14 protein-coding genes are annotated in these 15,233 nt (G+C 38.8%); 4 read left to right on the forward strand and 10 right to left on the reverse strand.

Going from position 1 to position 15,233, the window contains the following annotated elements; genetic code table 11:
- Positions 1 to 37: 37 nt before the first annotated feature.
- Positions 38 to 781: a HesA/MoeB/ThiF family protein gene (locus I593_RS04490; protein ID WP_042069136.1), complete on the reverse strand. Its 744-nt coding sequence runs from the start codon at positions 779 to 781 to the stop codon at positions 38 to 40.
- A 259-nt stretch (positions 782 to 1,040) separates the two neighbouring features.
- Here I593_RS04490 and I593_RS04495 point away from each other — a divergent pair, with 259 nt between their 5' ends.
- Positions 1,041 to 1,520: a Csu type fimbrial protein gene (locus I593_RS04495; RefSeq protein WP_016166383.1), complete on the forward strand. Its 480-nt coding sequence runs from the start codon at positions 1,041 to 1,043 to the stop codon at positions 1,518 to 1,520.
- Here the strand turns inward: I593_RS04495 and I593_RS19725 are convergent.
- The 7 genes from I593_RS19725 to I593_RS04530 all read right to left on the reverse strand — a co-directional run bounded on the left by I593_RS19725 (position 1,517) and on the right by I593_RS04530 (position 10,159).
- Positions 1,517 to 2,530 (reverse strand): Csu type fimbrial protein, encoded by a 1,014-nt coding sequence (locus I593_RS19725; RefSeq protein WP_016166384.1) that lies wholly within the window; start codon positions 2,528 to 2,530, stop codon positions 1,517 to 1,519. The genes I593_RS04495 and I593_RS19725 overlap by 4 nt on opposite strands.
- Positions 2,521 to 4,899 (reverse strand): fimbria/pilus outer membrane usher protein, encoded by a 2,379-nt coding sequence (locus I593_RS04505; RefSeq protein ID WP_016166385.1) that lies wholly within the window; start codon positions 4,897 to 4,899, stop codon positions 2,521 to 2,523. The genes I593_RS19725 and I593_RS04505 overlap by 10 nt, the downstream gene beginning before the upstream one ends.
- A gap of 6 nt (positions 4,900 to 4,905) precedes the next feature.
- A complete protein-coding gene (locus I593_RS04510) occupies positions 4,906 to 5,631 on the reverse strand; it encodes a fimbrial biogenesis chaperone (protein ID WP_016166386.1) in 726 nt (241 codons plus the stop codon).
- A gap of 32 nt (positions 5,632 to 5,663) precedes the next feature.
- Positions 5,664 to 6,134, reverse strand: a complete 471-nt coding sequence (locus tag I593_RS04515) for a Csu type fimbrial protein (RefSeq protein WP_016166387.1) — start codon at positions 6,132 to 6,134, stop codon at positions 5,664 to 5,666.
- A gap of 197 nt (positions 6,135 to 6,331) precedes the next feature.
- Positions 6,332 to 7,975, reverse strand: coding sequence for an AMP-binding protein (locus I593_RS04520; RefSeq protein ID WP_016166388.1), 1,644 nt, complete (start codon positions 7,973 to 7,975; stop codon positions 6,332 to 6,334).
- Between the two features lie 195 nt (positions 7,976 to 8,170).
- Positions 8,171 to 9,307: an acyl-CoA dehydrogenase gene (locus I593_RS04525; RefSeq protein ID WP_016166389.1), complete on the reverse strand. Its 1,137-nt coding sequence runs from the start codon at positions 9,305 to 9,307 to the stop codon at positions 8,171 to 8,173.
- Positions 9,308 to 9,388: 81 nt separating this feature from the next.
- Positions 9,389 to 10,159 carry a 3-hydroxyacyl-CoA dehydrogenase gene (locus tag I593_RS04530; protein ID WP_016166390.1) on the reverse strand — a complete coding sequence of 257 codons (771 nt, stop codon included), beginning with the start codon at positions 10,157 to 10,159 and terminating at the stop codon, positions 9,389 to 9,391.
- A 140-nt stretch (positions 10,160 to 10,299) separates the two neighbouring features.
- Between I593_RS04530 and I593_RS04535 the strand changes: the two genes are divergently transcribed.
- The 3 genes from I593_RS04535 (at position 10,300) to I593_RS04545 (ending at position 12,895) form a co-directional block, all read left to right on the forward strand.
- The gene (locus tag I593_RS04535) at positions 10,300 to 11,319 is read left to right on the forward strand and encodes an AraC family transcriptional regulator (RefSeq protein WP_026441076.1); all 1,020 of its coding nucleotides are present in this window, start codon (positions 10,300 to 10,302) and stop codon (positions 11,317 to 11,319) included.
- Positions 11,320 to 11,495: 176 nt separating this feature from the next.
- Positions 11,496 to 11,846: a hypothetical protein gene (locus tag I593_RS04540; protein WP_016166392.1), complete on the forward strand. Its 351-nt coding sequence runs from the start codon at positions 11,496 to 11,498 to the stop codon at positions 11,844 to 11,846.
- A gap of 137 nt (positions 11,847 to 11,983) precedes the next feature.
- Positions 11,984 to 12,895, forward strand: coding sequence for a bestrophin family protein (locus tag I593_RS04545; RefSeq protein WP_016166393.1), 912 nt, complete (start codon positions 11,984 to 11,986; stop codon positions 12,893 to 12,895).
- Positions 12,896 to 13,009: 114 nt separating this feature from the next.
- Here I593_RS04545 and prmC read toward each other — a convergent pair whose 3' ends face one another.
- Together prmC and prfA are read right to left on the reverse strand one after the other, a co-directional pair.
- Positions 13,010 to 13,825, reverse strand: a complete 816-nt coding sequence (gene prmC, locus I593_RS04550; RefSeq protein WP_016166394.1) for a peptide chain release factor N(5)-glutamine methyltransferase — start codon at positions 13,823 to 13,825, stop codon at positions 13,010 to 13,012.
- Positions 13,825 to 14,913, reverse strand: a complete 1,089-nt coding sequence (gene prfA / locus I593_RS04555) for a peptide chain release factor 1 (protein WP_016166395.1) — start codon at positions 14,911 to 14,913, stop codon at positions 13,825 to 13,827. Before prfA ends, prmC begins: the two co-directional genes overlap by 1 nt.
- Positions 14,914 to 15,233: the final 320 nt, after the last annotated feature.

Genomic DNA, 15,233 nt, shown 5'->3' on the forward strand with positions numbered 1-15,233 from the left:
GTGGTTAAAAATTCATAGTCGTGAGTTTAACAAAAAATTAAGACTCTAAGGTCGATCTTGCCTGACAGTCTGAACAATTTTGGTCTCTCTCAAATGCCAAGATTCGCTGTTTCATAGTTAAACCATCCCAAAGCAACAGTTTCTGAAGTAATGGCATACGGTTTAAACCTAAGTACAATAAAGCATGATGCGCTTGCAAACTGGCCATCACATTCGGCGTGGTCGAAAGTACACCCGAATCGGCACAGCGTAGGCTTTCATTGTTATGCTGTTCTTTAGGGAATAAACAGTTATAACAGGCAGAGTCCCCTTCAACCATGAATAATTGCCCTTGAAAACCAATTGCTGACGCACTAATCAAGGCAACATTCAGTTGTTTACAAATTTGGTTAACCAAATAACGCGTGGTGAAATTATCGCAACCATCAAGCACTAAATCTTGCTCGCTAACCAATGATATGGCATTGGTTTCATCGAGTTTGGCGACATGATGTTCAACCCGAATATGTGGATTTATTTGAACTAAGCGCTTTGCCAGAATCTCTGATTTATAAAAACCAATGTCCGATTGAGTAAATGCAATTTGTCGCTGTAAATTACTGATCTCAATATGATCTGCATCAATTAGGGTTATTTTACCTACCCCTGCACGTGCCAATAACTCTGCAACTGTACAGCCAATTCCCCCACATCCTACAATCAGAACATTCGCTAATTTTAGTTTTTCTTGTGCGTCTAAATCCCAACCTTCTAACAAAATTTGTCGGCTATACAAATGCATTTCTTCGTCTGTTAATTCCAGATCATTCTCAGGTACTAAATTCACTGTTCTTCCGTTGAAGGGGTTGTGACTACTGGCTAATTATAATGGATAACTTGGCGTTGCCGACTAAATTTTATTACACTTAATAAGTGACTTAGTGCACTAATTCAGCATTATTAAGTTAAAATATGAACAGTTACCGCGTCTAATTTCGGACGAAGTTATTTATTTCAGGTATGCTGAAATAAAACGTATAAATGTAAAAAACTCGCACGTTATGAAATTATATTATTCTGCTTTCTTCGTCTGTACTCTAGCAGCAGCATCTGTTTATATTTATGCTGCGCAACAAGACTCAACTTCATTTAATGTCAGCATCACCATTAAAGAGATGTGTAATGTCACAACAGGAAATGGAACAGACTTAGATTTTGGTACAGTCAGTCGTGCATCGAATCCCAATATGAAAAGTACTCACCTTGCTGTAACTTGTACACAAGGTACCCCTTATAATATCGCTCTACAAAGTCAACGAAAGATGACTTCCACTGAAGTCAATAATGTCAGTATTCCCTACAACCTCTATCAAGATGCCAATAGAACTACTCTTTGGGGAGCTGAAGTTCAAAATGCTTATCGCAATATAGGTACAGGTAGAACACAAACCCTGCCAGTGTGGGGCACAATAAATCACTCCGATACAGATGTGCCCGCTGGGGTTTATAGTGATAAAGTCACTGCTGTGATTACCTATTAATAAGTTAATGTGACCGTGATGGTATCTTGATATTCTCCTGGCGGAACACTCAAGGCACTAGGTGGAACTTTGCCATAAATTTGAATCGTTTGCGTCCCATTCGTCCCTGTCCCCTGTGAAGTATTCATATTATTCCAAGACTCCTTATAACTCACATCTTGGTAAAGATCATAAGCAATGTAGTCTGCACCATTTCGCATACGGCGAGTTTTACCATCATAATTCAGCCCTTGATCCAACCCTACCTTCCATGTTGTATTGAGTGGGCAAGATAAACTGACAGTTGTACTACTCATAACCCCTTTAGATAAATCATCAATATGCCCAAAATTTAAGTCTGAGGCTGCCATAAGGTTACAACTATTTTCATAATTGGCAGTTACACTTAGGCTATTTGATGTTTGATTTGAAGATTGCTTCGCCATCACATCTTCTGTAGTTGGCTGTTTTTCTTCACTAAAGCCGTATAATAAGGTGACCGCAATATCATTATTATTCCTAAAACTACCTGCGGTGACATTTTGACCCGAGTATACCAATCCATATAAAGGCAAATCGAACACTTTGGTATTTTGATTGATTGATATCGTTTTATAAACACACTGTAGCGTCGATAAATCGGCTTTAGTATCAATACGTTTCGTTAAAGCAGCATCATAAAACAGGTCATATGATAAGTAACTCTGTGGCCAAGTGGAGTAATTAACCATCAAACGTCTGTTATTAAGTAAACCCAATCCCCCTACTGTTGCATATGGACACAATGCAACATTCACCGTTTGTTTATGTCCATATTGATTACACGTTACTTGCCAGTTGGTGTAATTACTTTTACCTTTACTCGAAACAGAACCAAAATTTAAGGCTGGACCTGACAGCCAACAACTTCCCGTAGCTGCATGTGCAGAAGAACTCAACAAAGTTGTACTAAAAATGATAATGACTGCAAATAGGCTATATAAACTCAACGCTCGAATTATTGTTTTCTGAGAGAAAAGACTTACTGACATTGTACGCTCCCCATATCCAGAAAGCCGTATTGTTGACTAAAATCTGGTAGAACCACATTACATACCTGTCCATCTTGCTCAACATAAAGTTGTTGCGATGATGGATTTTCGAGATAGATCATTCCGTCACGTCCCACAATCGTGTGTTCTGTTGACTCCAAATTCGGCAAAGTATCTTGTACCCAAACACGACTACCCATTTTCATTGGAATACCTTGCGGATCTGTTACGCTCAATTGAATTGCACGCATTTTATAAATTGGAAATTGAATCACCACACCGCTAGCGTTATATGGCACTGCATCTATACGTGTAGTTTCAATTTTATATTCCAATGGCAAGTCTAAGGTATCAATCGAAATATCATTATGTTGATAGGGATTTAATGTATCGATGAGCATTAAACCCTTTCGATTAGTTTTACCAACCACTCGATTTTCTAAGCGAACTGGAATGTCAGAAACCCCTTCGGTCGAAACCACAGCAAAAGAGTTAAGCGATTGTCTCATTGGGAACACTGACTTTTCCATCATCACCAAACTGCCTCGGGTAGAACCGACCACTGTAGTATAGTCTTCCGAATTAATTTTAGCGCTTTGTAAACCGACATCCCATTCACCCGTCTGCGTTTCACGTTGAATCTGCCCTTGTACGCTATAGTTGTTGTTATCACTAAACTCAAGATTTGTTTGCCAACCCCAATCATCTTCGTTCTGTATTGCTGTTTTACGAATATTGGCAGAAAACTTATTTCGGTCTGCATCCTGCTGAGCATTTAAGGTCGCATTGACCTGACGATCTAAAGGTATATTTAAAGAGAGAAAGAAGGTGTCTTCTTTCTCATTTAAATTTCGAGTCATATTTAAAGTTAAATATTTCTTTGAAGGAAAGTAGTAAGACCAGTTAAAAACCAAATATTCATTTTCAGAATTCTGATTTTTTTGTGCCACATAACTTCCACCAAATTGACCATAATCTGTATTTACACCTAAGAAAACATGATCAGACTGCTTAATATAACCATAACCTAGAGCACTAGCTAAATCACCAAAATCATCATCACTTTTTTGATGCTGTAGAGAAAAATTGACATAAGGATTATTCCACTCATAACCTACAGCGTAAGATTGCCCTAAGTTTTGATTGAGATCGCTATAGCTATAAGCCCCATTGATTAAGCCCCATGTATTTGGCAAACGGTGGATGATACCAAATCCTGCCAAAGCAACATCCCGTGAATATTCAGTATGACTCTCAAGAGTCGTATTATTGCTTAAACCATGCCTTAATGTTGCATTTACTACAGGATCATCTGAATAACTAAATGATTTAACTGCATAATCGAGCTTATGGACCCCCAAATTAATTTCCCAATCAGTCAAACCTTTTTGCAACAATTGTGAAGTTCCAAATAATGAGAAATTCACAATACGCTGCTGACCATTTAAATCGGTTATGAGAAGCTGTGCATTACCTGCTCCAGTAATAGAGGGTGATGCCTGTATATCAAATTGCCCAGGAAGCACATCACTGGTACTTTGTTGTATACCATTAATTAATAAATCAACAGTCGAAGGCACAAGTACTGAACCTTTAAAGGACTCCAGTGGCGATGTGACTTGATAAGGTTGTAAACTGAAATTTTTAGCTATTTTGATTCCCGAAATACGTGTTGAACGCGTCCACTCTAAAGCACGGGACTGACTATCACCGACTGTCAAAGTAATTGCTTGATCAGCAAAATCTTTTTGCCAATAGGTATCTAAAATTTGGCTTGAAAGTTCATTGGTCGTTTTGGTTTTTGTATAAGCATGGTTGGCAGAAATACTGAATGTATTCCCTGTCCCTATACCAAATAACCGCAATTCATACCATCCACTTAAAGACCAGACATCTTCTGTAGCTTGAGAATAAAGATCATAATTAAACAATAGACCTGGCTTAATCTGTGCAGGATTGACTTTGGCAGGCGGAATTTGCTCGTAGCCGAAAGTGGTACGTGCTTTTAAAACCTCAACAGGCACGGTGAGTTCAATGTGTTGTTCTGCTGAATTATATTGATAACTAAGCCCTTTAATTTGAGATAAAGCAACAAAACCTGTATAGCCCAAGGCATCAGCAGCGTGAATACTTAACTGTAATTCTTGTAGTGTTTCTCGAGAAATTAATAAATCTTGTGATGTCTGTATAAAATGCCCATAGACTGGACTAGATGCCTGATTCAATACCACACTTAAATACAGTTCTTGCTGATCAACAACATCAGTACTAGGCTGAAGCATCTCATTTGCCAGAGTGACTTGTGCATGTAATGAAGATGTGCATAACAGTGCTCGACATAGAGCACAACGGTAAACAAATTTGTTCATCGCCAATTATGGAATAGGTAATGTCTGAGCTAAACCATCGGTATTTATTCGCGCTTCAAACTTACCTTTAGACTGCATTTGTGCATGAAATGGAATATCCCATTGCATGGTTTGACCATTCAGAACATATCCTACCAACCCCTGAATTAACGGAACTTTTTCACCATTTGGGTTGATATAATTTAATTCACTTAAGCGAATATGGCTTTTACCATTATTCTCAACACTAAGCTTCTGATTATTATAATTAAAGACAACTTGATCAAGTGAGGTTAAGCCACTTTTAGATGGTGTAATTTCTGTCGATTGAACAAATACAGGAATAGAATATTGCAATAAAAGTTGCAAGCCAGTTTGTTGATTATCATGACTCACATTCGGCAATTCATCAATCAATAATCGATAAGTCTGCTCTTGTACTGTATTCTGCACATTCATGCTTAATACACGAATCAATTGACGATCGCCTGCTTTTATTTCAGTAATTGAAGGGCTGGCAACCAAATCTCTTGATGGCTTCAGTTGGTCTTTTCCTGCTTCTTGCGTCCAACTGAGTACTCGTGTTTGTGCACGAATCGGTTGATCACTGGTGTTCATTAACCAAATCTCTTTGGCTTTTTCACCTGTGGAAAATGACACTGAAATAGGTGAAACCTGCAAACTCGCAGCTGAAAGATTGAATGAACAAAGTGAAACAATAGCAGCACAAATAGTTGGAATAAATTTGTTCATATATTGCGTCACTCTGTTTATTGCACTTTAACTTAGTAAGTTACAGTCGCAACCACTGTATCTACATAGTTACCCGCTTCAACGTTCGTATCACCGGCCAATTTAGCATACACAGGAATAGTTTGGTCTTTACCATTACCAGTTTTAGAAAGTAAGTTTGTTGTGTCCCATTCTGTTGTACGTGCTGCATCTTGATATAGCTTATACGGTACTTTGCTTGCTGAAGTACCGTTAGTATTACTCATAGCACCCGTACCTGCTAAAGCAATTTTATAAGGTGTATTTAATGTACATGTCAGATTTAATTGACCTTTTGCTGTACTACCAATCTTTGTTGATCGATCTACAGCGTTAAATTCAACATCATCTTTAGAGGTAAATTTACAAGATTCATTAACAGTAATCTTTACTTGAAACTGAGTTGTATCAGTTCCTGCGGCATGTGCAGCAATAGAAGAAAATGCAAAAGTAGCAATAACTGAAGAAAGAATGATTTTTTTCATAAACAACCCCAAAAAAGTGCCTTATGACACAGTTACACAAGAATGTTTGGCATTATATCGCTCATTTATTGTCTGTAAAGGCTTTTTACAAATTTTAATCACATGAAAAATATTTTTTAAATTCCAAAAACAAATTCCTTGATACAAAAAAACGCCCCGTAGGGCGCAAGAGCAAAATTAATATAGTTTAAAACGTGTTAACACGCTCGCTGTATTTGCTGCAACGCAATCTCTTGTTGTTTTAAAAGATTACGTTGGATTTTACCGCTCGAAGTTTTAGGTAGACTTTTTACAAATTCGATTTCTTTAGGATAAGCATGTTTTGATAAGCGAGAACGAACATATTGCTGTAATTTCTGATTCAAATCTTCACTCGGCTGATATTGTGGTTTCAAGACAACAAATGCTTTCACAATTTCGGTACGCTCTGGATCTGGTTTACCAATCACAGCAGACTCTAGCACTTCCTCACACTCTAATAATGTACTTTCCACATCAAAAGGCCCCACACGATAGCCTGACGTTGTAATGACATCATCATTACGTCCAATAAAATCTATACCGCCAAACTCATTCAGTTGAACCATATCACCCGTCAAATAATAGTTGCCCACAAATGATTTACGATTCTGCCCATCATAGCCCTTAAACCAGAATAAAGCGGATTTAGAACAGTCGATTGCCAAAGTCCCTACCTCTCCCTGTTTGACTTCCTGATGCTGAGCATTCAGGACTGCGAAGCGATGCCCAGGGATAGCAAAGCCCGCAGAACCCACTTTTTTCGGATGTGCTAATGCATGATGATTCGCAATGACCATTCCAAGTTCTGTTTGGCCATATTGATCATAAATATTGACGTTTAAATCATGGTTAAACCAATGAATCACTTCAGGCGTCAGTGGTTCACCAGCACTACTTACCACACGTAAATGTTGTTTAATTGACGTATTAAATTTCTCTTTGAATCCAAAGAACATTCGAAAAGCAGTCGGTGAACCCGTCAAATTAGAAACTTTATGTTTTTGAATCACTTCAATGGCTTGATCTACATTAAATGCGCGCTCATCCATAATAATGCTATGACCTAAACTGAGCGGACCTGTAATGCCATAATACAAACCATAAGCCCAACCTGGATCTGCCAGATTCCAAAAAGAATCTTCTTCACACAAATCTACAGCATGGGTCATATACCCTTTAAAGGCCAAAATTGCACGTAATGGTACTGGAACCGATTTTGCCAAACCTGTCGTACCTGATGTAAACATCATCAAAAAGTCATCATCAAAATCCCGCATTACCGCAGGACACTCTGCATCTTTCGTATTAAGTTCTTGCCAGAAATCTGCATCGGTTTTAAGGCTGTATTTGTCATGATGTACAGTCAAAATTTGAGCAATATGGATATGATTCAGCTTAGACCGTTGTTCAGAATTGGTCACAATCAGTTTTGTTTTAGCAACCTCAATACGATGCTCAATGGCCTTAGACTCAAATGCAGTAAATAAAGGCTGATAAATTGCACCAATACGCCAAGTCGCTAGAACAGTAATCAGTAATTCAGGGGTTCGAGGCAAAAGCCCTGCAATACAATCACCTGCCTGAATTCCAGATTGCAAAAAATAGTTTGCCAATTTACCTGAAGCTTCATTTAACTGCTCAAAGCTCCAACGTTCTGATTCACCCTGTTTACCTTCCCAGATTAAAGCCGTTTTATGTTGTCCTAAATAACGTGCACAACATTCAACATAAGCATTTATGGCTTGTGGAGTTCCGACTAAATGATCTTGAATTGCTTTTTCAAGACTAAATTCTTGATGGGCTTCTACTAACGTCTTCATGACTTGAACCTCTTCCTGATACAAAGCATCTCGCCTTGTTGCTTAGCTTTTATTGTTTTCCACAATCTATTCTAAAATAGGGTGATCTGTACTTAGCTAATCATGCCTTGATGGATGCATCAATTTCCAAATCCATCAATCTGATTGCTGTTTTATGCACATCAAGAACAAGACATCTTTGATGTGCATAATGGCTTAAATATAAGTAATTTCTCGGGCAATCAACAGTCTTTGTATATCGGATGCACCTTCATAAATTTGGCTAACACGCACATCTCGATAAATACGTTCCACTGGAAAATCATTTACATAGCCATAGCCGCCATAAATTTGAATCGCGTCGGAACAGACTCTTTCTGCCATAGTAGATGCAAACAATTTGGCCATTGAGGCTTCTTTTAAACATGGCTGTCCCACATCTTTTAAACTTGCTGCATGCAAAACTAGTTGTCGAGCTGCTTCAATTTGTGTTGCCATGTCGGCTAAACGAAAAGCCACAGCTTGATGCTGTACCAACTCCACTCCAAAGGCCTTACGTTCATTGGCGTATTCAATGGCCGAATCTAAAGCCGCGCGAGCCATGCCAACAGATTGTGCTGCAATACCAATACGCCCTGACTCTAAGTTGGATAATGCAATCTTGTAGCCTTGACCTTCTTCACCCAATATATTTTCCGCAGGAATTCGGCAATTCTCAAACACAATAGTGGCTGTGTCTGAACAATGCTGCCCCATTTTTTCCTCAATTCGCGACACGATATAACCTGGGGTATCCGTTGGCACGAGGAAGCAAGAAATGCCTTTTTTCCCTGCGGAGTTATCCGTCACAGCAAAAACTATTGCTAACTGTGCGTGCTTGCCTGTCGTAATAAACTGCTTTGTTCCATTCAAAACCCATGTATCACCATCACGCTCTGCACGGCATTGCAATGCCCCAGCATCAGAGCCTGCCTGTGGCTCAGTTAAGCAAAAACAGCCTAACCACTCTCCTGTTGCCAATTTTGCTAGGTATTTCTGCTTTTGTTGTTCTGTACCATATTTGTAGGTAATACCACATGGCAATGAATTTTGAACACTGACAATTGTGGAAATTGCACCATCACCTGCTGCAATTTCTTCAAGCGCCAAGACCAGTGATACATAATCCAGACCTGCACCACCCCATTCTGGCGGTATGGTCATACCCAACGCACCGAGTTCACCTAACTGCTTTAACTCTTCGGCAGGAAATTGCCCAGTTCTATCACGTTCAGCCGCAGTGGGTTTCAGTTGTGTCTGCGAAAAATCACGCAACATCTCCTGAACCATTTTTTGTTCATCATTTAAAATCATGTAAATACTCTTATCAATTTTCTATTCTTTCTTTTGCACATCCAAATTGTGCAAACTTATTCTCTATATACGTATTTAGCTTTATTTCGGTGCCATACGAATCGCACCATCTAAACGAATGACTTCACCATTCAAATACGTATTTTCAACAATGTGCCCAACCAGACTTGCAAATTCTTCAGGTTTGGCTAAACGTGGTGGAAACGGCACCATTTGTCCCAAAGCATCTTGTACATTTTGCGGCATGCCTTTAAGCATCGGGGTTTCCATAATACCTGGTGCAATTGTCATTACACGTATCGCATTTCGTGCCAGCTCACGTGCAAGCGGTAGGGTCATAGCCACAATTGCACCTTTTGATGCCGAATAAGCTGCTTGACCAATTTGACCATCATATGCAGCAACGGAGGCTGTATTAATAATCACACCTCGATCTTCTTCATTGTTTTGTAATTCATACTTCGCCATCAATTCCGCAGCAAAACGAATCATATTAAAGCTACCTGTGACATTCACCTCTAGGACTTTTTGAAACATCGCCAAGTCATGTAAACCATCACGCCCTAATACTTTTGCCGACGGCGCAATGCCAGCACAGTTCACCAAGCCATTCAGTTGACCAAAATCTTGCTCTACATTTAAAAAGAAAGATTTCACGGTTTGTTCATTGGTGACATCTAAAGGATAGAACTTTGCATTTTCCCCTAAATGTTGTTTTAAGGCATATCCTAGTTCTTGATTCATATCAACAAAAGCAACACGAGCACCTGCATGAACCAGATATTTAACTGTGGCAGCACCTAAACCTGAAGCACCGCCTGTGACTACAAAAACTTTATTTTGAATTTTCATTTCCCTGTCCTATCTTTTTGAAAGTTCATACTCGACTTTAGCTGCAGAGTAAACACTGTCAAGCTTGAGTACAATTTCCAAATATTGCATTCTTAATGATGGATTTGGACAGTGGAATGTCTGGAGATTTGGATTTTTACATGCGTGAACCACAATTAAATTTCGATAAAGGCAGTATTTCGATGAGTCTAGTACAGGAAGCTGTACTTTCTGCGCATCATCAAGGACACAATATTCAGGAAATCTTACACAGTGCAGGAATTCCCGCAGAATTAATGCAATCCAATAAGGCCCGCGTATCTATTTCACAATATGCACAACTTTGGATTGAACTGGCTAATCGTATGAACGATGAGTTTTTTGGTATGGATCACCATGCTTTAAGGCGTGGCAGTTATCAATTTATTTCTAAAGCTGTTATTCAGAGTGAAACCGTTGAAAAAGCGCTGAAAGATATATTAAAGTTTTTTAATTTAGTGTTGGATGATTTCCAAAGTGAATTAATTCTTGAACAGCATGTTGCACGTATTATTATTCATGATAAAAAGCAGCCAAAGCGCATGTTTAGTTATGCAACCTACCTGATGTTAATTCATACTTTAATGTGTTGGTTAGCCAGTCAACGTATTCCCCTCAACTCAATCCAACTCAAGTGTGAAAAACCTTTAACAGATGAAGATTATCGCATTCGATTCTGTTCCAATATTGCCTATTCTACTCAGCAAAACGTCGTCGAGTTTGATCGAGACTATTTAAATATCAAAATTAAACAAGATAAAAAATCGTGGTATGAGTTTATTTCACAAACGCCACACAATCTCTTGGTCCGCTTTAAAAATCCACATGCACTCAGTACCCAAGTACGTAAATATCTACTTCAAGCCCCACCTGCAGAATGGATTGAACTGAATGTACTGGCACAACAACTTAATATGTCTGAGGCAACCGTACGCCGCCGACTGAATAGTGAAGGTTGTAATTATCAACAATTAAAAAATGATATTCGTCGTGATACAGCAATAGAACTTTTAACTAAAACTGATAAACCCCTGCATGAAATTAGTGATGAACTGAATTTTCATGACCCAAGTGCTTTTCATCGTGCCTTTAAAAAATGGACTGGACTGAGCCCTGGTGCTTATCGTCAATCCAAAGAATAAGCACGCTCACAACGAAATGATAAAGCCATAACTTTTTTATTACTGCTCAGTCATCTAGATTGAATTGCAAATTTCGCCATATTAGTATATTTTTCACTCAATTCTAAAGCATAACTTTATGCTTATTTTCGGCTGTCCTCCTCCTGTTTTATCACCTTAACTTAAAGGTAAACATTATGTTTAAGATGATTGATGTACTAGATCAAAATCTCGTGCAAAATTTTACCCATTCTCTAAACTCCCCAACTGAATTAGATGAATTATTCTGTCAAAGCTTGTTGAATGTTTCTGAAATTGAGCTACAAAATGTGATTGCCCAATTTTTCTCCCAACATGATGCTATGGCAAAAGCAAAGGCACTCGAACTGAGTGATGAAGCTATTCTGCGCTTACGTACAGGTGAGAACCTAACTCAAGGCACAACGCTTACTCATACCTCTAAAATTGTCGCACTCTGTCTGGCAGAAGAAATTGATGCATTATCGAAAGTTGAGATTTCCGAAATTTCATCAGACTATTTCGTTTAATACATTATTTTAGCTATTAGAATGAACTGGAAAAGACGACATTGATGTCGTCTTTTCTTATAAATGATTTCACTGTCTCTTGCACAGCACAGTTTGTCTGTGGAACACTGTTCTTGTTATAGTGATGGTGTAGATCAATGATTGTAAGAGATAAAAATAATAGTTTCAAATTACTTTTCGCATGGTCTGGCACCATACTTCCTAAAGTACTCCCTGCACTATTAATCGTCATATTGATTTCAGCGATTCTGGTCTACCTATCTTCACATCAATACTTCACTATCCCTGCGGTTCCAGCGATTGGCTTTACCATTTTCGGTATCATCCTCTCCATCTTTTTAAGCTTCCGTAACAACGCCTGTTATGACCGTTGGTGGGAAGGACGTAAACTCTGGGGTGCATTAATTGCCAATTCACGCCATATCTCTCGTGATTCGCATGTTCTCAGTAATGAACGTCGCAATATCTTGATGTATCGTGTCATGCTATTTACTCACTTATTACGTGATCGTCTTAGAGCTCAACCTCAATCTTTCGAGTTTTATCACGATAAAGTGGATTTCAATTCAACACAGTTGCAACAACTCAGCAAAAAAATTAATGCTGCGCAATATGTGCTTGAAGCTATTCAAAAAGATTTAGTCCTTGCATTACGTAACGCTGAAGTATCGGACATTATTTACAATAGTTTAAATCAGCATATTGTCGATTTAGGCAATATTCAGGCTGGATGCGATCGTATTTTAAGTACCCCTTTACCCTATTCATATTCAGTACTTCTACATCGTACAGTTTATTGTTTTTGTTTTATTTTACCCTTTAGCCTAGAAGCAAGTTTAGGCATCTGGACTCCAATTTTAGTGGGTTTGATTGCTTATTTATTTTTAGGCTTAGATGCACTGAGTTCACAAATTGAAGAGCCTTTTGGATTACAAGACAATGATCTGCCATTAAATTCAATTGTGCGTTTAATCGAACGAGAAATGTCAGAATCACTTGAAATTGAATTACCTCCCGCAATTCAACCAATGAATCATAATTTAACTTAAGTCTTGCACCGTTTAATACTCTGTGGCTTTATTTAAAGCCCTATTCAATCAAATTAAAAAAGCACAACGATTGGGTCGTGCTTTTTTTAATTTTGCAACTATAAAACGCGATAATTACTGCAGTTGCCCCAAAGTCACGCGGTCATTACCACCATAATCTTTAACAGTTCTGACCTCTTTAAAACCTGCAGTTTTAAAGATATTACGTACCGCTTCCCCCTGATCATAGCCATGCTCAAGTACAATCCAACCTTGTGCAGCTAGCCACTTTTTGCCCTGCTGAATAATATGTTCAATATCCGCCAAGCCTTGTTTTTCCGCAACCAAAGCTCGTTCAGGTTCAGCAGCTAAATTCAGCATATGCTCATCTTTTGCATCAATATATGGTGGATTAGATACAATCACATCAAAATATTGACGATTCAACGCAGTAAACCAACTGCCTAAAAAGAACTTCACTTGTGTTAAATCATGCTTTTCGGCATTTTGCAGAGCAACTTCTAATGTCGGTTCATAAATGTCTGTTGCAATGACAGACCAGTTAGGACGTTCGCTCGCCAGAGACAATGCGATTGCCCCCGTACCTGTACCTAAATCCACAACACGTGTGTCTTCGGGTAAATCCAGACGTAAAACGGTTTCTACCAATACTTCAGTATCTGGGCGAGGCACCAAAGTATCCTGAGTCACGGTCAGGTCTAAGGTCCAAAATGGTTGAGAACCCGTGACATAAGCCAAAGGTTCACCTGCTGCAATCCGAGCCAAACCATTTACATAATCTTGCTCTTGCTCTGCGGTAAGTTCTTGTGCAGATTTGAGTGATAAATCAAAAGCATCAATTTTGAGAATATGCTCAAGTAACCAAGCATTCTCTTGACGCTCATAACTTTCAGCCTCGCCACGTAAGGCCAATGCTTGTGCAATATTCATTAGCCACCGTTTTGTTGAGCTAGCATTGCCAATTGATCCGCCTGATATTCACGGTGCAGACTATCAAGCAATTCGTTTAAATCACCTTCCATTACAGCATCTAACTTATATAAAGTTAAGTTGATGCGATGGTCAGTCATACGACCTTGCGGATAGTTATAAGTACGGATTCGCTCAGAACGATCACCCGAACCCACCAAATCACGACGCATTTCAGAAGTTGCAGCATCAGCTGCAGCACGTTTTGCATTTTCTAAACGTGAAGCCAATAAAGCCATCGCTTTGGCTTTGTTTTTATGCTGTGAACGTTCTTCCTGACATTCCACCACAGTACCAGTAGGGATATGGGTAATACGAACAGCCGAATCTGTTTTGTTAATGTGCTGACCACCCGCACCTGAAGCACGGTAGGTATCAATACGTAAGTCTGACGCATTAATTTCAACCGTTGTATCAACATCAATTTCAGGCAAAATCGCAACAGTACACGCTGAAGTATGTACACGACCTTGTGACTCTGTCGCAGGGACACGTTGTACACGGTGAGCGCCACTTTCAAACTTCAAGCGACCATAAACCCCTTCACCATTCACTAAGCAGATGACTTCTTTATAACCACCATGTTCACCTTCATTTTCTGAAAGTACTTCAATACGCCAACCTCTCGATTCAGCATACTTGCTGTACATACGGAATAAATCACCAGAGAAAATAGCGGCTTCATCGCCACCCGTTCCTGCACGGATTTCTAAATAGGCCGAATTCGCATCATTTGGATCCTTAGGAATCATCAAGATATTAAGATCAGCTTCGAGCTGTTCAATAATAGCCTTATTTTCCTTAATTTCTTCTTGAGCCATTTCTTTAAAATCTGGATCAGACAACATAGCATTTGCTGTTTCAATATCAGCTTCTGCTTGTCTATACTTTGCCCAGACTTCCGTAATTTCTGTTAGATCATTATGTTCGCGTGACAATTGACGAAAACGCTTGTTATCCGAAATAACCTCAGCATCAGCCAATAGTGCTGTTAACTCTTCATGACGGTCAGAAAGCTGATCTAATCGCAAACGTAACGATTCTTTCATTGTTTAATCTATCTCAATAGCTCAAGCAGTCTAAATTAGGCTGCATAATTTCAAATTTGCGCATAGTTTACCGATTCTGCCCTTTAATTGACATATCTATTATGCTGATAAATAAGCTTTGGAACCTTTCACATTGCTCATATTTTACTTTTTTCTACCCTTCAAAAAGTTGTTGCTTATTTACCCACACAATGATTAATCAGCCATAAAATGAACGATTTTAATTAAACTCATACAAAGCACTTACCTAACAGTACAACTTAGTGTCTTGCTCTCCACATTTATGACGATGCGTTTTGTTAGATTTGCCACATCAAAAA

The organism is Acinetobacter tandoii DSM 14970 = CIP 107469, assembly GCF_000400735.1.
Classification (GTDB): domain Bacteria; phylum Pseudomonadota; class Gammaproteobacteria; order Pseudomonadales; family Moraxellaceae; genus Acinetobacter; species Acinetobacter tandoii.